Annotated in this window: 16 protein-coding genes; all 16 read left to right on the top strand. The window is 54.1% G+C overall.

Translation table 11 applies throughout. The annotated features are described in order from the left end of the window. Positions 1-142 precede the first annotated feature (142 nt). The 16 genes from leuC (at position 143) to ACE5LO_RS02050 (ending at position 22,922) form a co-directional block, all read left to right on the top strand. Positions 143-1,564: a 3-isopropylmalate dehydratase large subunit gene (leuC, locus tag ACE5LO_RS02125; RefSeq protein ID WP_375518426.1), complete on the top strand. Its 1,422-nt coding sequence runs from the start codon at positions 143-145 to the stop codon at positions 1,562-1,564. Between the two features lie 20 nt (positions 1,565-1,584). Then, on the top strand, positions 1,585-2,187 hold the full coding sequence (gene leuD / locus ACE5LO_RS02120) for a 3-isopropylmalate dehydratase small subunit (protein WP_375518425.1): 603 nt from the start codon (positions 1,585-1,587) through the stop codon (positions 2,185-2,187). Positions 2,188-2,376: 189 nt separating this feature from the next. After that, a complete protein-coding gene (locus ACE5LO_RS02115; protein WP_375518424.1) occupies positions 2,377-3,876 on the top strand; it encodes an N-acetylmuramoyl-L-alanine amidase family protein in 1,500 nt (499 codons plus the stop codon). Positions 3,877-4,182: 306 nt separating this feature from the next. Then, positions 4,183-5,607, top strand: coding sequence for an N-acetylmuramoyl-L-alanine amidase family protein (locus ACE5LO_RS02110; protein WP_375518423.1), 1,425 nt, complete (start codon positions 4,183-4,185; stop codon positions 5,605-5,607). Between the two features lie 30 nt (positions 5,608-5,637). Next, positions 5,638-6,291 (top strand): GerMN domain-containing protein, encoded by a 654-nt coding sequence (locus ACE5LO_RS02105; protein WP_375518422.1) that lies wholly within the window; start codon positions 5,638-5,640, stop codon positions 6,289-6,291. 199 nt (positions 6,292-6,490) lie between these two features. Then, positions 6,491-7,204: an endonuclease III gene (gene nth / locus ACE5LO_RS02100; protein ID WP_375518421.1), complete on the top strand. Its 714-nt coding sequence runs from the start codon at positions 6,491-6,493 to the stop codon at positions 7,202-7,204. Between the two features lie 23 nt (positions 7,205-7,227). Then, entirely contained in the window at positions 7,228-7,500 is a 273-nt protein-coding gene (locus ACE5LO_RS02095; protein WP_375352716.1) for an NAD/NADP transhydrogenase alpha subunit, read from the top strand. Between the two features lie 165 nt (positions 7,501-7,665). Then, entirely contained in the window at positions 7,666-11,292 is a 3,627-nt protein-coding gene (locus ACE5LO_RS02090; RefSeq protein WP_375518420.1) for a dynamin family protein, read from the top strand. A 332-nt stretch (positions 11,293-11,624) separates the two neighbouring features. Continuing rightward, positions 11,625-13,394 carry an ABC transporter ATP-binding protein gene (locus ACE5LO_RS02085; RefSeq protein WP_375518419.1) on the top strand — a complete coding sequence of 590 codons (1,770 nt, stop codon included), beginning with the start codon at positions 11,625-11,627 and terminating at the stop codon, positions 13,392-13,394. Between the two features lie 35 nt (positions 13,395-13,429). Next, a complete protein-coding gene (locus tag ACE5LO_RS02080) occupies positions 13,430-15,250 on the top strand; it encodes an ABC transporter ATP-binding protein (RefSeq protein ID WP_375518513.1) in 1,821 nt (606 codons plus the stop codon). A gap of 120 nt (positions 15,251-15,370) precedes the next feature. After that, complete coding sequence (gene purT / locus ACE5LO_RS02075) at positions 15,371-16,564, top strand: formate-dependent phosphoribosylglycinamide formyltransferase (RefSeq protein WP_375518418.1); 1,194 nt, start codon at positions 15,371-15,373, stop codon at positions 16,562-16,564. Beyond that, positions 16,554-17,012 carry a GNAT family N-acetyltransferase gene (locus tag ACE5LO_RS02070; protein WP_375518417.1) on the top strand — a complete coding sequence of 153 codons (459 nt, stop codon included), beginning with the start codon at positions 16,554-16,556 and terminating at the stop codon, positions 17,010-17,012. Before purT ends, ACE5LO_RS02070 begins: the two co-directional genes overlap by 11 nt. A gap of 206 nt (positions 17,013-17,218) precedes the next feature. Then, positions 17,219-18,871, top strand: coding sequence for a response regulator transcription factor (locus ACE5LO_RS02065; protein ID WP_375518416.1), 1,653 nt, complete (start codon positions 17,219-17,221; stop codon positions 18,869-18,871). A gap of 9 nt (positions 18,872-18,880) precedes the next feature. Continuing rightward, positions 18,881-20,686, top strand: a complete 1,806-nt coding sequence (locus ACE5LO_RS02060) for a sensor histidine kinase (protein WP_375518415.1) — start codon at positions 18,881-18,883, stop codon at positions 20,684-20,686. Then, positions 20,683-21,654 carry a substrate-binding domain-containing protein gene (locus ACE5LO_RS02055; RefSeq protein ID WP_375518414.1) on the top strand — a complete coding sequence of 324 codons (972 nt, stop codon included), beginning with the start codon at positions 20,683-20,685 and terminating at the stop codon, positions 21,652-21,654. Before ACE5LO_RS02060 ends, ACE5LO_RS02055 begins: the two co-directional genes overlap by 4 nt. A gap of 215 nt (positions 21,655-21,869) precedes the next feature. Continuing rightward, positions 21,870-22,922, top strand: coding sequence for a galactose ABC transporter substrate-binding protein (locus ACE5LO_RS02050; protein ID WP_375518413.1), 1,053 nt, complete (start codon positions 21,870-21,872; stop codon positions 22,920-22,922). The last annotated feature ends 7 nt before the right edge of the window (positions 22,923-22,929 follow it).

Genomic DNA, 22,929 nt, shown 5'->3' with positions numbered 1-22,929 from the left:
GACTACAGAGGTTATAGTTTCAGCCTATCACTCCTATAGATATTATATCTTGGATGAATGAAGACAAGAATGATATATTCATGTCAACAAGAGAGGCGCTTCTGCCTGCTCACAATGTACGAACCAAACAGGGGTGAATAGAATGAGCAAAAAGACAATGTTTGAGAAAATTTGGGATAATCACGTTATTCATCAGGAAGAGGGCAAGCCGGGCATTTTATACATCGATCTGCATCTGGTGCACGAGGTGACCTCGCCGCAGGCTTTTGAAGGGCTGCGCCTGAGCGGCCGCAAGGTGCGCCGTCCTGAGCGCACGTTTGCGACGATGGACCACAATGTGCCGACGAAGGACCGCTTTAACATTGCGGACCCGATCTCGAAGCAGCAAATCGACACATTGACCCAGAACTGCCGCGATTTCGGTGTAACCCTGTACGATCTGAACACGCTCGACCAGGGCGTGGTGCACGTCATGGGGCCGGAGCTCGGTCTGACGCATCCGGGCAAAACGATCGTTTGCGGCGACAGCCATACCTCCACACACGGTGCCTTCGGCGCGCTCGCCTTCGGGATCGGAACGAGCGAGGTTGAGCACGTGCTTGCGACCCAGTGTCTGCAGCAAGCCAGGGCCAAAACGATGGAGGTCCGCTTCGTCGGCAAGCGCAAGCCCGGCGTGACGGCAAAAGACATGATTCTTGGTGTAATCGCCAAATACGGCACTGACTTTGCCACAGGTTATGTTATCGAGTACACCGGTGAGGCTATTCGCGAGCTGAGCATGGAAGAGCGCATGACAATCTGCAATATGTCCATTGAAGGTGGTGCCCGTGCAGGCATGATCGCTCCGGATGAGACGACCTTCGAATACCTGCGCGGACGCGAGCATGTACCGCAGGAAGCCGCATTTGACCAGGCTGTGGCAGAATGGAAGAAGCTCGTGACCGATGAAGGAGCACAATTCGACACGGTTGCGGAATTTGATATGGAGACTCTCATCCCGCAGGTAACCTGGGGAACGAGCCCTGGCATGGGTACGGACATCACAGCCAAGGTTCCTGATCCTGCCGGGATGGCTACGGAAAACGAACGCAAAGCCGCTGAGAAGGCGCTTGAATATATGGACCTGACTCCGGGAACGCCGATGACGGATATTGCAATTGACTATGTGTTTATCGGTTCCTGCACGAACGGCCGGATTGAGGATTTGCGCGCCGCGGCCGAGGTGGCGAAGGGCTACAAGGTTTCTGACAAAGTAACGGCGATTGTCGTTCCGGGCTCCGGACGTGTCAAGCAGCAGGCGGAGCAGGAAGGTCTGGATGTCATCTTCAAGGAAGCCGGCTTCGAATGGCGCGATGCGGGCTGCAGCATGTGTCTGGCGATGAACCCGGACGTATTGCAGCCGGGACAGCGCTGCGCGTCGACTTCCAACCGTAACTTTGAAGGCCGGCAGGGGCGCGGCGGACGCACGCATCTTGTTTCGCCTGCCATGGCTGTCGCCGCAGCGGTCCACGGTCGTTTCTATGATGTGCGCGGCTGGGAATTTAAGCAGGAAGTTGTCAGCTAGGACACGGGAGGAGAGAGATTATGGAAGCATTTAAAACTTTAAACGGTATTGTAGCCCCGGTTGACCGGGTCAATGTGGATACAGACGCTATTATTCCAAAACAGTTTCTGAAGCGGATTGAACGCACCGGATTCGGACAGTTTCTGTTCTATGAATGGCGCTTTGATGAGCAGGGCAACGTAAACCCTGATTTCGAGCCGAACAAGGAGCGCTATCAGGGAGCATCCATCCTCATTTCCCGTGCCAATTTCGGCTGTGGCTCCTCCCGTGAGCACGCGCCTTGGGCTATTATGGATTACGGGTTCAGATGTGTCATTGCTCCGTCGTATGCCGATATCTTTTACAACAACTGCTTTAAAAACGGAATCCTCCCGATCAAATTGTCAGAGGAGCAGGTCGAGGAGCTGTTCCAGCGGACTGCGGCTCATAACGGTTACCGTTTGAACGTGGACCTGGAAAATAAAACGATCACGGACGAACACGGTCTGCATATCGATTTTGATCTGGATGAGCATCGCAGACAGTTCCTGCTGCAGGGTCTGGATGACATCGGGTTAACGCTTCAGCATGAAGATAAAATTGCCCTTTATGAACAGCAGCTCGCCAAGAAAGCATTCGTATAATTGTTTTCGGTAATACCCGTGGTGCCGCAAGTGCAGTTAAAATCTGCGCTTGCGGTTTTTTTGTCAAAAAAAATGATAAAGGTACATATTTATGCGCAACATTTGGCAGCATTTGGCGTCTAAGAGGTTATGAGGGTAGCTCCAACTGCAGCGAAGGGCTTCAAGAGCATATTAATAAGGAGAATCAGGATGAAAAAATACGGATGGCTGCTTTTTTTGGCATTTTGGCTATGTTTGATCCCTTCTTTTCACAAGGCTGAGGCGGCAGGTGTGGGCCTGTTTTTGGACGGCGAGCGGCTGAACGTGTCCGGGGACGCGACAGGGGAAATGGTGAACGGAAAAGTGATGGTTCCGCTGCGCGTCATCGGTGAGGAGTTGGGCTACAAGTTTGAGTGGGAACCCAAGGAGTACAAGGTGACGGTACATAAGAGCAACACCGACATTTCCATGTATGTTGGCCGGACGATGGCGTATGTGGGGAAAAAGGAAGTACAGCTGGATTCTCCACCGCTGCTGCGGGGAAGCTCAACCCTGGTACCGCTGCGGTTTGTGGGGGAGCAGCTCGGTTTAAGCGTCAAGTGGGATAATGCCGGCAAAGCGGTGTATCTGCAGAAGCTTGCTGCTGATGATGCGGACAAGGACAGCGACAGCAAGGCGGACGAGCCTGGAACAGACCCGGACAAGGGGACGGATACGGACACAGATGCCGGGGAACATGCGCATGAGGTGTACGGAATCCGCTTCAGTGACGGTCAACTCACCGTGTTGGCGGACGAGGAAAGCGAGCCGAACGTATTCACGATGACTGGCCCTGACCGGATTGTGGTTGATTTTCCAAATGTGGAATTTAGCGAGGAATTGAACGATCAATACACCAAGGAAAGCGACGGAACCAGAGCTATTGAGGCGGACGGCGACGAAGATGTGCAATTGCTTCGCTTCGGGCAGTTTGATGGCAGTGATCCGGCTGCGCGGATTGTGCTCGTTCTGAACAGCGCCAAGGGATATTCCCTGGCTAAGGAGGAAGGGGAATATGTGATTACCCTGAACGATTCCCCTGGCGAATCTCCGGGAGAGTCTGCAGATGAGCCTGTAAATGAACCTGTGCCTTCCAATCCGGCGGAGCCATCCGGCGAGGATGGACGCTGGCTGATAGTGCTTGATGCGGGACATGGCGGCAAAGACCCTGGAGCGTCCAGCATTACAGGACGGACGGAAAAGGAATTCAACTTGGCAGTAGCTTTAAAGGTGCAGGAGAGGCTGCAGGGCGACCCGGATGTCGAGCTTGTATTGACACGGGACGGAGATACTTATCCGGAGCTCGAGGAGCGGTCCTCACTTGCGAATAGTCTGAATGCGAATATTTTTGTCTCCATTCACGCCAATAGCATGCCAAAGACAGCAACCGGCATGCTGGCCAACGGCTCTGAGACCTACTATACCAGGGCTGACAGCAAGGAGCTTGCCCTTGTAATGCAAAAATATCTGGCCGAGGCGACAGGCTTTAAGGATAACGGTATTAAGGTGCAGAATTTGCATGTGACCCGTGAGACGAAGATGCCGGCCGTGCTGCTGGAGGCAGGTTATTTGAGCAATGCCGGAAACGAGGCTGCACTGTACTCGGAAGAGACCCAGAACCGGATTGCGGACGGGATTGTAAATGCTTTGCGCGAATATTTGGACCTATAGAAAATGAGGAAATGAAGTGAACATAAGAACGGTTATGTCAAGCGATCACACGTTTGGATATAATCGTTTTTTTGTTGTGAGGTAAATGATTCCAAATCACCAAGTCTCCAGGCCTAAACCAAGGAAATGAATCGGATTTCCCGGCGGCAACAAGCGCTGAAAAGTACATTAATTTAGTTATCTTGGCATTTATACGCAACTTTTGACGATGCCAAACGTCTAATAAGGTTGTCCGGCATTGCGTAAGCATGCACAACGAAGGCTGCGCTGAAGCATGGCAAAAATTTTGGAATGGAAGGGTGAAGAATGAAGAAGTTAGGCTTTTTATTGTTTTTATTTGTCTTCATGTGGGCGGCTCCGAATTATGGACACGCAGCGTCGGCCGGTGCGCACATCGTTCTGGACGGAAAGCAGATTAATGTTTCCGGCTCAGCGCAGCCGGGTATCATTAGCGGGACGACGATGGTACCGTTTCGGGTCATTTCGGAAAATTTGGGTTACAAGGTAGACTGGAAGCAGGAGAACAAGACCGTTCAGGTATTCAGTGACGGAACGGAGCTTCAACTCGTAATTGGCAGCAAATCTGCAACCGTCAACGGAAAGCAGGTCACATTAAACGTTGCTCCTGTTATACGTTCCGGCAGCGCTCTGGTTCCGCTTCGGTTCATTGGAGAACAAATGGGCGTGGACGTCGACTGGGACGGTTCCACCAAAACCGTAACATTGGTCACCCGGAACAGTGGCCCAGGGAACGAAGGAAGCACTCCTCCTGCTTCGGGAAACGACAGCACGGATGGCAATGCACCATCGGAAGGTCTTGCACTGGTGAATGGAATCAGCTTCAGTGATAACCGGATGCTTATCACAACCACAGGTACTGTAAAGCCGAACACGTTCACGATGGCAGGACCGGACCGGCTCGTCATTGACCTGCCCAATGCGGCATTCTCGGATACGTTCGGAGACAGCTTGCCTCTCAATGCGGATCACAACGGGGAACTGGCGGTGACGGACAGCGATAATGTCTCCAAAATACGTTATGCGCTATTCAGTGACAGCCCTTCTACCGTGCGTGTCGTCATTGATTTGAATAAAGTGATGGGCTACAAGGCGTACAATGAGGGCACTGATCTCGTCATCGTTGATCTGACGGAGAACAGCAGCGAAGTGACACCACCGGTGGGGGGCGACGGCAAAAAAGTTGTTGTCATCGACGCAGGGCATGGTGCCAAAGATCCGGGTGCTTCTGCCGGCGGCGGGAACAATGAAAAGTCCTTCAACCTGGCAATGGCCCTGAAGGTAGAGCAAATTTTGAAGCAAAGTCCTGATCTGGACGTTGTCATGACCCGCAGTGATGATACCTTCCTGGAGTTGAAGGAGCGGGTCAAGGTTGCCGAGAACGTGAATGCCGATGTGTTTGTTTCCATTCATGCCAATTCGGCCGGCTCTTCGGCGGCAAGCGGCACGGAAACGTATTATCAGCGCAGCAGCAGCAAGGAGCTGGCCAATACGGTCCACAAGCATTTGGTTGCAGCGACCCAACTCACCAACCGCGGCGTCCGTTACGGCAATTTCCATGTCATCCGTGAAACGAGCATGCCGGCGGTTCTGCTGGAGGTAGGGTATCTGAGCAACAGCAATGATGCTGCGGCTTTATTCTCGGAGGACTTCCAGAATCGGGTGGCCCAGGGGATTGCGGATGGAATTGAAGAGTATCTCGGGGTCAATTGATCCTTTTTCTGGTGAACAGGAGGCTGAGGGATGAAAAAGATAGCTTGGAATGCGTGTCAGCTTGCGTTGATCATAGCCGTTACAGCAGGCTGTGCAGGCAAACAGGCCGCACCACCCGCCGCTCCGCCAGCGGAGGAACAGCCTGTGCAGGAGGCTCCCGCCGGGCAAGACGCAGCGGCTTCCGATGGAGAGTCTGCGGGAACTCCTCCGCAAAATCAGGAGGCTGAGCCGCCCGGGGCGCCGGATAAGCCGGCGGCCGAAGAGACGGAGCCAGATAAAGCTGAAACAGGCAGCATGAGCATTAAAGTGTATTATACGGATGCCAACCAGGCAGAGCTGTTGGAGTCCACGCAGGAGATCAGCTATCCGAGCGAACTGCAAAAGTATAAGCTGGCATTTCAGGCATTACAGCACAGCGGCAGCGATAATCAGGCGCCGTTGTGGTCAGAATCCATAGAGATTCAGCAGATCAGGTTTGAAAACGGGGCGTTGACTTTGAATATCAGCCTGCCTGACGCCGCACGGCTTGGCGCCGGAGGAGAAGCGCTGGCGCTGGAGGCACTGACCAAGACGATGTTTCAGTTCCCCGAGGTGAACACGCTCGATCTTCTCGTTGACGGGGAAGCGGTAGAATCGCTGATGGGCCATGTGGATCTTGAGCACCCGATCAAGCGTAATAATTGAGCTTCGTTGTTCTTTTATGTACTTAAGGGGTGCATTCCGGCGCAGATAATGATAAACTAAAAAAGTATTTAAGCCCCTTGGCGGTTGGAATACCCAAACAATAGTCGTTTCTTTTTCCGGATGATTATTTAGAGTGATCGTCTTGATACGGGGCAGGCCCCTGTATCAGGACGTTTTTTTGTGTAGGAGGTAGGATTCCGTGAATGCAGCAACCGCGCGCCATATTCTTGACACGATCGGCAATATGTTTCCTGACGCTCATTGTGAGCTGAACCATAGCAACGCTTTTGAACTGACGATTGCCGTACTGCTGTCAGCCCAGTGCACGGATGAAACGGTCAATAAGGTAACAGCCGACTTGTTCCAAAAATACAAGACGCCGGAGGATTATTTGGCTGTACCGCTGGAGGAACTGGAGCAGGATATCCGGAGGATCGGCCTGTACCGGAACAAAGCCAAGCACATTCAAAGCCTGTGCCGGATTCTGCTTGAACAGTACGGGGGCGAGGTACCGGATTCGCATGACAAGCTTGTGCAGCTTCCTGGAGTAGGGCGGAAAACGGCCAACGTTGTTGTATCCAACGCGTTTGGTGTCCCCGCCATCGCGGTGGACACTCACGTCGAACGGGTCTCCAAGCGCCTCGGCCTGGCGGGCTGGGACGACAGTGTGCTGGAAGTGGAAAAAAAGCTGATGAAGCGGGTACCCCGCGAAGAATGGACGATCACCCATCACAGGCTGATTTTTTTCGGACGGTATCATTGCAAGGCCCAGAATCCCCAGTGCCAGGTGTGCCCGTTGCTTGATGTTTGCCGTGAAGGCAAAAAGCGTATGAAAACGTCCCGAATCAGGAAGGATAAGGAACAGGAAACGTCTGCCAAGCGTCAGGTTGCCAAGAAAAGACTACAATCATAAGAGTAGAAAAGGATGAAACTAAAATGAAGTGCATTTCGGTCTATACGGATAATTTTGGAGCGTTCTCCGATATTTTCGAAGAGGTGCTCAGCAGTGAGCTCTCCGAAAATGAGGAACGTGAAATGGAAGGGATCACGGTGAGCCATTCCGGCGACGTTCCTGAACACTATCTGGAACGCATGTCGCAAAAGCCGGAGGTTGTTGTTATGAAGGACAAACAGCGCGGCATCACCATTTTGCAGCACGGACAGGTATTTGAAATTTTGCTGCCTGTACTGGAAGAAGCTGTGAACTGAAGCGCTCCGTTTCAAGCATAAGCTGTCCGCCGGTCTTCGGGCCGGGGCGGCTTTTTTGTGCTTCCAGGTCTGTGTGGAAGATTGGCTGCGGTTCTCAGCGAGTGTGTTCAGTGCTACAATGGTTCCAGAGAGAAGCAATCAAATTAAAGGAGTGGAACCGGACAGATGGTGAAAACGGTTACCGAAAAGATGGAGAGCAAGTCCGGGTCCATGGAACAGATACGGCTATTTTTGCAGAATGCTGAGGATTCCGCCGGAGCAGCCTCGGCTGCAGATCTGCTGCAGAAAGCGTCTACCGGTGAGCTGACCATTGCGTTTTGCGGTCATTTTTCAGCCGGGAAATCGAGCCTTATCAACAGCCTGTGCGGTAAAAAGGTGCTGCCGTCCAGCCCTGTGCCGACAAGTGCAAATGTTGTTTCCATCCGGTCGGGGGAGCCGCGGGCGCTTATATACCGCAGCGGGCCGAGCGAATCGCCCCTTAAGGTCAGCCTCGCCGATCTGGCAGAATACTGCGTAAATGGGGGAGAGTATTCCGCTGTGGAGGTATGGGACGACGTGCCAGTCCTGAAGGACGGCGGCGTGCTGCTGGATACTCCGGGGGTGGACTCGACGGACAGAGGGCATGCGCTCGCTACGGATTCGGCGCTGCATCTGGCGGATGTCGTCTTTTATGTGATGGATTACAACCATGTCCAGTCGGAGAACAACTTAACCTTTGCCAAGAGCTTGTCCGACTGGGGCAAGCCGCTTTATCTGATCGTCAACCAGATTGACAAGCACAGGGAGCGCGAGTTGTCCTTTGCCGATTACCGCAAAGCAGTAGAGGAGAGCTTCAAGGCTTGGGAGGTCCGCTATGCGGATATATTGTTTACATCGCTGACGGACAGGCATCATCCGTTGAACCAGTGGGCTTCGCTGGAGCAACTGATCCGCTCCATGATCGGCATGAAGGAGACGCTGGTCAGCCATAGCGTATGTTCTTCGCTGCATCATTTGGCGGAAAGGCATATTCAGGCCCGCGAGGCGGAACTGGAGGAGGAGCTTGACCGGCTACTGAAGGACGCCGGAGGAGCAGCAGAAGCGGAAAGGCAGCAGGCGGAATACGCAATACTGAAGCAAGAGGCTGAGGCCCTGGAGAAGCTCCCGGAAGCGGAGCAGAACCGGCTGCGCCGTGAGGTGGAACATCTGATCGAGCAGGCAAACCTGACACCAGCCGTCCTGCGGGATGCCGCTGCCGAATATTTGGAAAGCCGCAGAAGCGGTTTTAAGGCCGGGCTCTTCTTTGCCGGCGGCCGCACGGAGAAGGAGCGGCAGCGGCGGCTGGAAAAGCTGACGGCCATGCTGCAGGAGCAGGCGGACGGGCAGCTGCTGCCCCATGTCAGAAGCCAGCTCCGTACCTTCGGCGAGCTACATCAATTATGGGATAGCTCGTATGAGGAGGAGTTGGGCCGGCTGCATCCAGGGATCACGGAGAAGCTGGTGGCGGATACGGTGCAGGAAGCGGCCTTATCGCCTGAATATACGCTGAACTATTGCAGGGATTTGCGCGCCGGCGTGGCGGCGCTGTACCGCAGCGCCGTGCGTGGGTTGACCGAGCGGCTGCTGAAGCAGCTCGGCGCGCGCGCGGCCGAACAGCGCACCGCGCTGGCGGAGCGCATTGCCGCCGCAGCGGCCCGCGCGCAGGCCGCGTTGCGGGCCGACGCGCTGCGCACGGCGGCTGCAGACCACGCCGCCGTGCTGCGGGCCTTGCTGCCGCCTGCGGGCAGCCTGCCCGCGCAGCTGCCGCGCGCCGCGGCGCCAGCCGCCGCCGGGGCTGCGCCTGCAGCACGGCCCGCGCCTGCAGCCGTGCCTGTCCCGGCCGCGCGCCGCCAGGACGCTGCGGCGCAGCCTGCCGCCGCCGGACGGCAGCGGCGGCTCGCGGATGCGGCGGCACGGCTCGAAGCCGCCGCCGCACTGGCAGCCCCTTACCCCGCCATGCAGGCGGCGGTGAGGGGGCTGCGGGACCGTGCGCGCAGCCTACTGCACGGTCGGTTCACGCTGGCGCTGTTCGGCGCCTTCAGCGCAGGCAAGTCCTCCTTCGCCAACGCCCTGCTCGGCGAAGCGGTTCTGCCTGTCTCGCCGCATCCGACAACGGCGGCGATCAACCGTATCATGGCGCCGGAAGGAGAGCGGCGCCACCGAACAGCCGCAGTCCACATGAAGTCTCCCGCCGCGCTGCGCGAGGATCTGGAGTATTCGTTCAGACTGCTCGGCATCGACATGCCGGATGGTGAGCAGTGGCTGCGCACGGCGGAGCAGCTAAGGCCCGAGGGAATCCATCCGGCGGGACGGCCGCACTACAGCTTTATCAAGGCTGCTGCCGCCGGCTGGAAGGACGCGAAAACGCAGCTCGGCCAGGTGCTGATCGTTGGCATGGAGGAATACAAGGGCTTTGTGGCTGCCGAGTCGAAGTCCTGCTTTGTAGACCGGATTGACCTGTATTACGATTGTGCCCTCACCCGCCAGGGCATCGTGCTGGTGGATACGCCGGGGGCGGATTCGGTCAATGCCCGTCATACCGGCGTTACCTTCAATTATATGAAGCATGCGGATGCGCTCGTATTTGTCACCTACTACAACCATGCCTTCACCCAGGGCGACCGCCAGTTTCTGGCCCAGCTTGGACGGGTGAAGGACGCGCTTGTGCTGGATCAGACCTTCTTTATTGTAAATGCGGCAGATCTGGCCTCCTCGGAGGAAGAGCTGCAGGCGGTCGTCGGGCATGTATCTGCGGAGCTGCAGTCGAACGGCATCCGCAAGCCGCGCATCTTCCCTGTGTCCAGTCTGCTCGCGCTTGACGGCCGGGAGAAGGAGGAGGCCGCGCTTTACGACGCCTCCAGGTTTGCGGAGTTCGAGCAATCCTTCCACGCTTTCGCGGGCGAAGAGCTGGCAGGCCTGTCCATCCGGGCAGCGGGCAGCGATATTCAAAGGGTGCGTGCCCGGATGGAGCAGTGGGCCAAAGAAGCGATGGCGGGAAAAGAGCAGCGTGAGCTTCGCCTGCGTCAGGTAGAAGCTGCCCTCACCCGTTCCGCCGCCATCACCGGAGCACTGGCCTCTGCGGCTCCGGCTCCGGGCATGGCGGCGGAAGTGGAAGAACTGCTCTATCATGTCCGGCAGCGCATAACCTACCGCACGGGAGAGTTTATGGCGGAAGCCTTCCATCCATCCGCGTTGCGGGAAGGCGAGGGAGACCTGCGCTCCGTATTTGCTGCTTCCGGCAGAGAGCTGCTGCGTCTGCTCGAAATCGAGCTGAGTCAGGAACTGCTTGCCACCACGCTGAGGCTGGAGAAGGCGGGCCAAGCGATCGTGCTGAAGGAAAGCTCTCGCTGCTGCGAGGAGATCCATGCATTGCTGGACGGTCTGGACAGCAAGCCGGCAGCATCGCGGGAGTGGAAGGTGCCTGAGCTGGAGGAGGCCTCCTTCCAGGGGAAGGTCGAGTGGAAAAGCTACTGGAGCTTTTTCAAAAATCCGAAGCACTTCTTCGAAGGCGCCGGCCGGCGCCTGTTGCAGGAGAAGCTTGAGCCACTGCTCAGAGAACTCGTTGCGGAAGAAGCGGCACGTGTCGGTGGCAGTCTCGCCGATTATTATACGGAATGCATCTGTCAGGAAAGACAGCATCATGCCGGGTATATCCAGGAGCAGACAGAAGAGGCGCTGGAGGGCATGAAGCAATCTTTGGCCGGCAACGAAAGTCCGGAGCAGTGGACGGCACTGGCAGAGCGGCTGGCGGAATTGGAGCAGGAAAGCGTGTAACAGATGGCGAGCCGGTCAGCCCGTGATTTTTCCTGTGCTGTTTGCAGCATACCCGCTCATTTTTTCAGCTTTTATACCACAATGTCTCAAGGCAGCCTTCATCCTATGAGGAGAGGCTGCCTTTTATGTATGCTTGAACATTGAAAAAAGGAAGCAAACGGGAGTTATTTTCCCTATTTCATTAAAATAATACGTTTTCAAAACACCGTTGGTTAAATGTGGGGATTCCTGCCCGAAAACAGCGGGTAATCCTCTTTGCCGCCCTGTAAAGCGGATGATAAACTTCATAATTGTCATTACAAATTATGAACAGTTAATGGAGGGAAAAACTCATGGATGTTCTCAGGCAGCTGCAGGGCTTCTTCAAGGAGAGAAGGCACTACTTGCTCTTTTCAATCCTATGCCTTGCCATAGCCACCGCGCTCGGGCTTGTATACCCGATACTGCTTCGGCGGTTGATTGACGACGTAATTGTGCCTCGCAATTTTGAAGACGTTCCCATGCTGGCCCTGACGGCTCTGGGAGTCGTGATCCTCAAATCCTTTATGCAATTTCTTCACGGATTTTTCGGCGGCAGGCTCGGAAATTTTTTGGCCTACCGTCTTCGTAATGCCTGTTACGAGAAGCTTCAGTTTTTATCCTTCCGCTACTATGATACCGCCAAAACCGGAGACCTCATGTCCCGCCTTACCGGGGACCTGGAAGCGATCCGCAACTTCATCGGCTTCGGGTTCGCCCAACTGCTCAACGTGCTGCTGATGCTCTTTTTCGGTGCAGTAGTCATGATGAGCATTAACTGGCAGCTGACGCTGATTACGCTTATCAGCATGCCGCTCCTCACCTTTGTCGCTCTCAAATTCGAATCCAAGATCCACCCGACCTTTCAAGATATGCGCCAGGCCTTGAGCTCTTTGACAACGGCTGTACAGGAGAACATCACCGGCGTGCGTACGGTGAAGTCCTTTGCGCGTGAGGCTCATGAAGTGGATAAATTTACGGTGCGCAATGAGTATTACAAGCGAAACCAGCTGAACGCGGCAGAGCTGTGGAGCCGCTATTTCCCGGTCATGGAGCTGCTGGCCTCGGTCAGTGTTGTGCTGCTAATGGGCGTGGGTGGTTACCTGGTCATCCGCCAATCCTTGACGCTGGGCGAGCTGGTCGCTTTTTTCAGCCTGATCTGGTATATCATCGGGCCGATGTGGAGCATCGGGTTCCATATCAACAACTATACGCAATCCAAAGCCTCCGGGGAACGGGTGCTTGAACTGCTGCACCAGCGGGTGGACGTCAAGGATGAAGATGGTGTGATCAAGCTCGATCCCGCCAAGGTCCGGGGTCATATTACCTTCGAAAATGTAATGTTTGCTTATGGAAACAAAATGCCTGCCGTCGTGGACATCAATATCGATGCGCCTCCGGGCTCCGTAATCGGGCTGCTCGGGGGTACGGGCTCCGGGAAATCGACTATTATTCAGCTGCTAATGCGCGCCTACAACGTGAATGAAGGCAGCATCAAGCTGGACGGTATGGATATCCGCCATATCAAAATCAAGGATTTGCGCTCTCAGATCGCGTCCGTGTTTCAGGAGACTTTTCTGTTCTCCTCCTCCATCCGCAACAACATTTCCTACGGGATGAACAATGTGAGCATGGAAGAGATCATTCGTGTTTCGAAGCTGGCCCAGGCGCATGATTTCATCAGCGAACTGCCGGATGGCTACGACACTGTCGTGGGCGAACGGGGGTTGGGGCTGTCCGGCGGACAGAAGCAGCGCATCGCTATCGCCCGTGCCCTGCTGAAGAACCCGAAGATACTCGTCCTGGACGACGCGACGAGCGCTGTCGATATGGAAACCGAGCACGAGATTCAGGCTGGCTTTAAAGAGGTTATGAAGGGAAGAACAACCTTTATTATCGCGCACCGCATCTCCTCGCTCCGGCATGCCGATGAAATTCTGGTGCTGGAGGAGGGCAGGGTCGTGCAGCGGGGAACCCACGAGGAACTGACGTCCACGCCGGGGGTATACCAGGATGTCTATCAAATTCAATATGCAGACCATATTGCGCAGACGGCCAGCGCAGCGGAGAAGGTGAATCCATGAATATAAACATGCAGAGAAGCGAAAATTCCGTTTTCATGAGGCGTAAACGACAGGAAGAATCACAGGCCAAGCCGATGAATGAACGCTTTGTTTATCAGGATGACGAAGTGATCGACAAGCCGTTTAACTGGGTGGAATTCAGGCGGCTGTTCGCTTATATGAAGCCTTACGCGAGACAAATGCTTCCCCTGGTTGCACTGATGATGGTGCTGGGCACAATGACAAAGCTTGCCGTGCCGTATTTGACCAGCCAGGCCATTGACAAGGCAATCACGGTTCCTAATCTCAAGCTGCTGCTGACCCTGACTGGAATTGTTTTGGTGCTTTACATCATTCAGTGGGGCGCGAGTGTGTACCGGATCAAATATACGAATATTATCGGCCAGCGCGTCATTTATGATCTCAGAGCCGACCTCTTCAAGCATATTCAGAAGCTGTCGTTCAACTTTTTTGACAAGCGGCCGGCAGGCTCCGTGCTCGTTCGTGTCACGAATGATATCAACTCGCTGCAGGATCTGTTTACGAACGGCGCGGTGAATGTGCTCATCGATTGCGTGCAGCTGTCAGGCATCATCGTCATTCTGCTGCTGATCAACTGGAAGCTGGCGCTGGCGGTCATGCTGACCGTGCCGTTGATGTTCATCATCTCCACCAAGCTGCGGGTGCGGATACGCCGCGCCTGGCAGGATGTCAGAATGAAAAACTCCCGCATCAACTCTCATCTGAATGAATCCATTCAGGGGATTCGCGTAACCCAGGCGTATACGCAGGAGCATGAAAACATGGCCTTCTTTGATCGCATGAACCTTTCCAGCAAAAATTCCTGGGACAAGGCGTCCGCGATGAACCAGGGGTTCGGGCCGCTGATTGAAATCACCGGTGGGCTGGGGACGCTCGTACTGTTCTGGTTCGGCTCATACCTGATCCAGACGGAGCAGTTGACCATCGGGTATCTGGTGGCCTTTGCCACCTATGTCGGCAATTTCTGGGACCCCATTAACCGGCTCGGGCAAATGTACAACCAGCTGCTCGTAGCGATGGCATCCTCAGAGCGCATTTTTGAGTTTATGGATGAGAAACCGGCCATTTCCGATAAACCGGGGGCCGTGCCGCTGCCGCCGATCCGCGGGGATATCGAACTGGAGAATATCGTGTTTGAGTATGAGAAAGGGCGGCAGGCTTTGAAGGGCATCAGCTTATCCGTTAAGGCCGGGGAGTCCATTGCGCTCGTCGGTCATACCGGCTCCGGCAAGAGTACCATCATTAACCTGTTGAGCCGTTTTTACGACATTACTTCAGGCAAACTGACGATTGACGGCCACGACATCAGGGATGTCCAGGTGGAGAGTCTGCGCAGCCAGGTCAGTATCGTGCTGCAGGACACGTTTATTTTCTCCGGTACCATCCGCGAAAATATAAGGTTCGGCCGCCTCGATGCCACGGATGAGGAGATTGAGGCTGCCGCCAAAGCCGTGCACGCTCATGAATTTATTACACAGCTGCCCGGCGGATATGGAACGGAGGTTGAGGAGCGGGGAACGGTGCTTTCGATGGGGCAAAGACAGCTGCTGTCTTTCGCCCGCGCCCTGCTGGCGAACCCGCGCATCCTCATTCTGGATGAGGCCACGGCAAGCATCGACACCGAGACGGAGGTGAAAATCCAGGATGCCCTGAAGGTGCTGCTGAAAGGCAGGACTTCCTTCATGGTTGCACATCGGCTGTCGACGATCCGGAACGCCGACAACATCATCGTGCTGGATCATGGCGAGATCGTGGAGGCAGGAAATCATGACCAGTTAATGGAAAAACAAGGGGTTTATCGTGGGCTTGTTGAAGCACAATTCAGATTTTTGTAAAAAAATTATCGCAAAATCACGTTTTTTGTAAAGAAAATTGCGGAGCACTATTGCATTATTGGCCGTGAACCCTGAAAATAAAGATGAACGAGCTATATCGTCTGAGGGGGAAGGAACAAAATGTGGGGTGCTCCTTTTTCCGCTGGAGCGAAAAAAATGCTGCTGCTTGGCAGTGGCGAACTCGGAAAAGAAGTTATTATTGAGGCACAGCGATACGGTGTGGAATGCATTGCCGTGGACCGTTATGAGCATGCGCCTGCGATGCAGGTAGCCCATCGGTCCTATTGTATCGATATGCAAGACCCTGAAGCCTTGAAATCGCTGATCCGCAAGGAGCAGCCTGATCTGATCGTCCCCGAAATTGAGGCGATTGCAACCCATGCACTGGAAGAGCTGGAGCAGGAGGACTTCAAGGTTGTGCCTACCGCCCGCGCTGCACGTCTTACGATGGATCGCGAAGGGATTCGCCGGCTGGCAGCTGAACAGCTTGGACTGCCTACCGCCGCGTACCGCTTTGCCGATAACCTGGAGCAGCTGCAGCATGCGGTGGCCGAGCTTGGTACACCATGTGTGGTGAAGCCGCTGATGAGCTCCTCGGGCAAGGGACAATCTGTTTGCCGGACACCCGAAGAAGCGCCTGCCTGCTGGAACGCGGCTCTGGAAGGGGCACGTGGCCGTACGGCTCGTGTCATTGTCGAGGCCTTTGTTCCGTTTGAAAGCGAAATCACGCTTCTTACCGTACGCTCGGTAAGCGGGACAACCTTCTGCCCGCCGATCGGGCATGTGCAGAAGGACGGGGATTATGTTGAATCATGGCAGCCCCATCAGATGACAGCCGGTCAGTTGGAGCAGGCACAGGACATTGCGCGTCGCATTACGGATGAACTGGGAGGATACGGGATTTTCGGTGTCGAGCTGTTTCTGACATCCACCGGCGTCGTCTTCAGCGAAGTATCTCCCCGTCCTCATGATACCGGGATGGTTACGATGGCGACGCAGGATTTATCCGAATTTGCCCTGCATGTGCGGGCTATTCTCGGGCTGCCTGTACACGAGGTACAGCTGCTCGTCCCGGGGGCTTCCGCCACGCTTAAAGCGAATACCGCCGTTCAGGATTATGCGGTGGGCGGAATTGAGGAAGCGTTGAAGCTGCCTCGTACCCAGGTAAGAATATTTGGCAAGCCGGAGACGAAAGTGGGCCGGCGGATGGCTGTAGCATTGAGCACGGCCGATGAAGTGGAAACAGCCCGAAAAATTGCAAATGAAGCTGCTAATAAGCTTAAAGTGGAGGTTAACGTAAACCATGTCAAATAACGTTTTGGCTCCGGAGCTGACGCTGCGGACCGGTGAGCTCAGTGACTGCGAATGCGTTACAGGTTTGATGCGGGAAATCAATTATCCGATGACCTGCGCCGTCATGCGCGAACGTATGGAATCCATTGAAGCTGATCCTAATGCCTGCATCATGATGGCAGAAGTTGACGGAAAGGTAGCCGGCGCCATCGGCGTTCAGATTGTGCAAAGCCACGCCTATCCCGAGCCGGCCGCACAGATCATGCTGCTGATTGTCAGCAATGAATACCGTCGCGAAGGAATCGGCAGAAGGCTTGTTGCACAGGCGGAGACGTGGGGCAATGAGCACGGAGGCGTGCATATGGTAGTCACAGGCGCAAATCGTGAACGGAATGCAGTCGCACTCGATTTTTACGAACGCATCGGGTTTGAAAAACATGGTTATCGACTGATCAAAAAGCTCAAATAGCAGATAAAAATAGTGATGAACCTGATCCGGCACGGAAGTGGCCGGCTCTTTTTTTCTGCCCTATTTACTTCCTGCACAAGATATAATACAATACCAAAGTGATTTTTGGGAAACGCTTTCACGAAACAGCGACTCAAGGACATTCACTTGATGTGCGTGTTCAACTACCTCTTGTTTCAAAGTTTTAGGATATGAGGGATGATGCAATGTACAAACTAATTCTGGTAGATGATGAGCAGGACGTCCGTGAGGGACTGCTGGAGCAAATTGATTGGAAGGCGCACGGCTTTGAAGTCATCGCCACGGCCGAGAACGGCAGGGAGGCATGCGAGCTTGTAGAGAAACATCAGCCTGACGTCATCGTCACCGATATTCAGATGCCTTTTATGGATGGTCTGCAGCTGGCAGAATGGGTGCGGCTTCATGCGCCGACAGCCAAAATTATTATTTTGACAGGCTTCGACGAATTTGAGTATGCCCAGCGGGCCATCAAGCTGCATATCGACGAATATGTGCTCAAGCCATTTTCGGCGGGTGAGCTGGTGGATGTACTGTTGAAGGTGAAAAGCCGCATTGAAAGTGAAATTGCGGATAAAGAAAATCTGCAGGTGCTTCAGGATCATTACAAACGGAGCTTGCCGCTGCTGCGCGAGCTTTTTCTGATTTCGCTCATTTCAAGACGCCTGCCGCAGACGGAAATTGCGGAGAAATCGCGGCTGTACGACCTGGATCTGTCCGGAGAAGGTTATATGGCAGCAGCGATTTCGATAGACCGGCTTCACGGGAATCACTGGTCCGGACCTGCTGACAGCAGTAACGGCATTTCACTGCACAGCTCGGGCAACCGGCAGCTGCAGCTGTTTGCGGTGCTGAATATCGCGGAGGAAATCATGGGCAGGAAGGGGAGCGGCCTTGTGTTCATGCATCAGGATCATATCGTGCTGCTGTCTGTCCGCCGCAGCGAGGAGAGCGAGCAATTTACCCGCAATGTCCTGAACGGGCTGGATGAAATCCGGGTCAGTGTGGAGAAATATTTAAAGCTCACCGTTACGATCGGAGCCGGGACCGAGTTCAGGGAAGCTGAAAACACCTATATCTCCTATGAAAGCGCCTGCGGGGCGTTGAACTACAGGTTTGTGCTTGGCAACAACCGCATTATTTTGATTGATGATGTGGAGTCAGGCAGAGCCGATCTGCTCCGTTTTGACGACTTGAAGGAGCAGGCGCTCATACGGACATTGAAGGTGGGCACCTCCGCCGAACTGGCTGAGCTGATGGACAGCCTGTTTACGGATCTGGGGCCTGCCGCAGTATCTGTTCAGGACTACCAGGTATACCTTTTGGAAATTTTAACGGTAATCCTTAAAGTGACACGTGAGGCCGGCATCGGGATCGAGTCCGTGTTCGGTGCGGCTTCCAATCCGGTTGCGGAGGTATACCGGCTGAACAATTTACCCGAGGTAAAGCAGTGGTTTACGTATGCCTGCAATACGCTGATCCGTCTGATTTCCAGCCGTCGTGAAACCGGGTACAGCAAGCTCGTGGAGGAAGCCAAGGCGTTTATGCGCGAGCATTTCAGCGACAGCGATCTGTCCATCGCCAAGGTATGCAGCCATCTTCATATCAGCGCAGGTTACTTTAGCAGTATTTTCAAAAAAGAGATGAAGATGACCTTTGTCGGTTACCTGATGCAGCTGCGTATGGAAGAGGCCAAGGAGCTGTTGCGCGCCACCGATCTGAAGGCGTTTGAAATTGCGGAGAAAACCGGCTTTTCGGACTCCAACTATTTCAGCTACTGCTTCCGGAAGACGTTCAACATCACACCTAAAGAATACCGCAACAGCTCCCGAGGAGGCTGAACCGACAGCATGAAAATAACACCTTTGGCAGGACTGCTCGGCCGTCTTCGTGCAATGCTCGGGTCATTGCCATGGAGAAGCATCCGCTTCCTGATCGGCTTGTCCTTCATGCTGCTGACTGTTTTTATCGTTTTGGTCGTCAGCGGTTTGCTGTACAACAAATTTTCGAACACGGCGGAGGAGAATGCTTTTCTTAACATTCAGCAGATTATCGGGCAGGTGAGCTACAATCTGGAGATTTATGTGGAGGGCATGATGGGCATCTACGAGGTGGCCGGTGAACGAATCGCCGCGGCGGAGGACATCTCGGACAGCAAGCTGCATGAGCAGCTGTCGGCCGTGCTCGGAACGAGACAGGATGTCGTTTCCTTTGCGCTGTTCACCCCCGGGGGGGACATGGTGTTGGACATGCCGGACCGGAAGCTGCAGCGGAACACGAATCTGATTTCGCAAAGCTGGTTCGAGAGCGCGCTGCGGGGAGAGGGGGTAATGACCTTTTCTCCTCCCCACATCCAGAATCTGTTCCCGGGTCAGTACAAATGGGTTGTTTCCATGAGTGGACAGGTTGCTTACCGCCAGGGGGGAGAAGTGAAGAAAGGCATTCTGTTGGTGGACGTTAATTTCAGGACGATCGATGAGCTTTCGAAAAGGGTCAGTCTGGGCAAGCGGGGTTATGTGTATATTATCGATTCACAAGGCAACATCGTATACCATCCGCAGCAGCAGCTTATATACGCCGGCTTGAAATATGAGAATATCGAGCCGGTTCTGAGCTACTCCTATGGCAGATATATCGATCAATCCACAGGGGAAGAACGGCTCATTACCGTCAAGACGGTCAATCCGATCGGTTGGAAAATTGTCGGCGTTGCTTTTCCGGAGGAAATATTGACGACCAAGCAGGAGCTGAACAGTTTTATTGTCTGGTTTCTGGCGGAGGTTCTCATTGTGGTGCTCATTTTATCCGTCCTCGTTTCGACAAGCATATCCAAGCCGATACAGCGGCTGGAAAAAGCAGTACGCAAAGTGGAAAAGGGAGATCTGTATACGCCGATTCAGGTGCGGGGAGCGGACGAAATCGAGCAGCTGTCCGGCAGCTTCAACCGGATGCTGGCCCGCATCCGCGAACTAATGGAGCAAAGCATCCGCGAGCAGGAGGCAAAACGCAAGAGCGAACTTGACGTGCTGCAGGCCCAGATCAATCCGCATTTTCTGTACAACACGCTGAACACGGTGATTCGTCTGGCGGAGAGAGGGCAAAATGACGAAGTGGTTAAAGCGATAACCTCATTATCCAAGTTCTTTCGCATCAGTCTCAGCAAGGGCAAGCAGATTATTTCACTGGGAGATGAGCTGGAGCATGTGCGCCATTATCTGATCATTCAGAAGGTACGTTATAAGGATCGTTTTGATTACGTGATTGAAGCGGATGAAGGCCTGCGGCATTTCCAGTGCCTGAAGCTCATTTTGCAGCCTATCGTAGAGAACGCGATTGTGCACGGCATCGAGGAGATGGCGGATAAGGGCCTCATCCGCATCAGCACCCGGGCTGATGGCGGGGATATCCTGATCACCGTCTCCGACAATGGGCTGGGCATGAGAGAAGAGACACTGGAGCGTATCCTGACGGGGGAGCACAGATCTGCAAAAGGCTCCGGCGTAGGGGTTGCCAATGTGCACAAGCGAATCAAGCTCTATTACGGAGACGGGTATGGTCTGCACTTCGACAGTGAGCTGGAAGAAGGGACGACGGTCACGATCAGAATACCGTCTTTGCCGCTTGAGGATGCTGCATCGGGGAGGGATGGAGCTTGAAGCGCTATCAATCATGGGTGCTGGCCAGCCTTTGGCTGTTTACCGGACTGCTTGCTGGCTGCGGTGGCCAGAGTGCGGAACCGACAGCCGTCACTACACCGCTGCAGATCGATATGATCGTCAAACAGAAGGACAGCGAGTATTGGAATACAGTAAAATTGGGAGCAGAGGTTGCCGCCAAGGAGTTTAATGTAAAGTTAAATTTTCGCGGCCCTGACCGTGAAACGGATATCGAGGGACAAATCAAACTGATGGAAGCCTCTATCCAAGCGGACCCGGATGCTATCATTCTGGCGGCGGGCGATTATATGGCCCTGGCTCAGGTAACGGATCGGGCCATTGGCATCCCGGTCATCACGATGGATGCGGAGGTCGCGTCAGCTCGTCCAGTTGCCTTTATTGGTGCAAACAATTACGCATCCGGACAGCTTGCGGCCGAACGGTTGAGTACGCTTACCGGACCGGAAGCGGAAATCGGGATCATTAATTTTGTGAAAGGAGCGCGTAATGCGGACCAGCGGCTAGAAGGTTTGATGGATTATTTGGCACGCTTTCCCGACATCTCAATTGTGGAGACAGCGTACTGCGGCTCCGATCAGGAGCTGGCATACCAGCAGGCTGCCGCAATGCTGAAGAGGTATCCGGGGCTGGATGCCATTGTGGGCCTCAGCGGGGAGGCGGGCCTGGGTATCGGGCGGGCGGTCCGCGAGGCCGGTCTCGTCCCGAAGGTCAAGATTGTAACATTCGACAGCCCGCCTGCGGTGATGGAGATGCTGCAGGAGGGCACCGTACAGGCGACGGTCATCCAAAACCCGTTCAGTAACGGCTATCTCGCCGTGAAGCAGGCGGTGGAATACATTCAGGGACTGGACGTCCCCGACCGGACGGACACGGGCACCAAACTGATCGATTTGAACAACATGATGTGGCCGGAAAATCAGAAGCAGCTGTTCCCGTTTGTCAGATGATTTTTACAAAGCGTCTCTCGGCATGCATACGTAGCGCCCCGGCTCGCCCACATAGAGAAAGGACTATTTACCTATGAAAATCCTCACACATTGATGAGGATTTTCATGTTTTTGATGAGGATTTTGTATTACAATACGGTGTTTTTTCAAGGATAATGAAAGCGTAAACAAAAGAGAAAGCGGCTACAGAGCCGTACCAGGAGGTCTAATCATTGATGAAAAAAGTTACTTTTGTACTCCTTGCAGGTGCCTTGGTCAGTGGAGCGCTGGCAGGCTGTTCTTCATCCGGAAGCAAATCTTCCTCAGGTGGCGCCGGAGGTGGAGGCGGTGATCTTCCGCAAGTGGGGGCAGCGATCTACAAATTTGACGATACATTTATGTCCGGTGTCCGCAGCGCTATCGAAAAAAATGCGGCCGGAAAAGCTGAAGTGGATATCGTGGACAGCCAAAACTCCCAGCCAACACAAAACGATAAAGTGGATCTGTTTATCACCAAGAAAAAAGACGCTTTGATCGTGAATCCGGTTGACCGCACAGCAGCGGGTGTCATCATCGACAAGGCGAAGACAGCGGATATTCCTGTCGTATTCCTGAACCGTGAGCCGCTGCCGGAAGATATGAAGAAGTGGGATAAAGTGTATTATGTCGGTGCCAAAGCCGAAGAATCCGGAACGATGGAAGGTCAGCTGGTTGCGGATTATTTCAAAAACAATCCTGAAGCGGACAAAAACAAGGACGGCGTTCTCCAGTATGTCATGCTGAAAGGCGAGCCAGGCCACCAGGACGCCGAGCTGCGTACACAATACTCGGTTAAAGCGATTGAAGATGCAGGCATCAAGGTTGAGAAGCTTGCTGAAGATACTGCAATGTGGGACCGTGTAAAAGGACAGGAAAAAATGGCTGCATTCCTGGGCGCTAATGGCGACAAGATCGAAGCTGTGCTGGCCAACAACGACGATATGGCACTTGGTGCTGTAGAAGCGCTTAAAGCAGCAGGTTATTTCACGGGTGACAAATATATGCCGGTTGTAGGTGTCGATGCGACTGAACCAGCACTGCAGGCGTTGAAAGACGGCACACTGCTGGGAACTGTATTGAATGATGCTGGCAGCCAAGGTAAAGCAGCCGTTAACCTGAGCTCGACACTTGCCAAAGGCGAAACGCCTAGCAAAGAAAATGTAGGCTTCGACATTACAGACAATCAGTATGTGTGGATTTCCTACAAAAAAATCACTAAGGATAACATCGCTGACGCATCCGTTGAGTAACAATCTC

This window comes from Paenibacillus medicaginis (assembly GCF_042138635.1).
GTDB lineage: Bacteria > Bacillota > Bacilli > Paenibacillales > Paenibacillaceae > Paenibacillus > Paenibacillus medicaginis.
The sequence above is the reverse complement of the archived record's forward strand: the minus strand, read 5'-3'. Positions and strand labels throughout refer to the sequence as shown.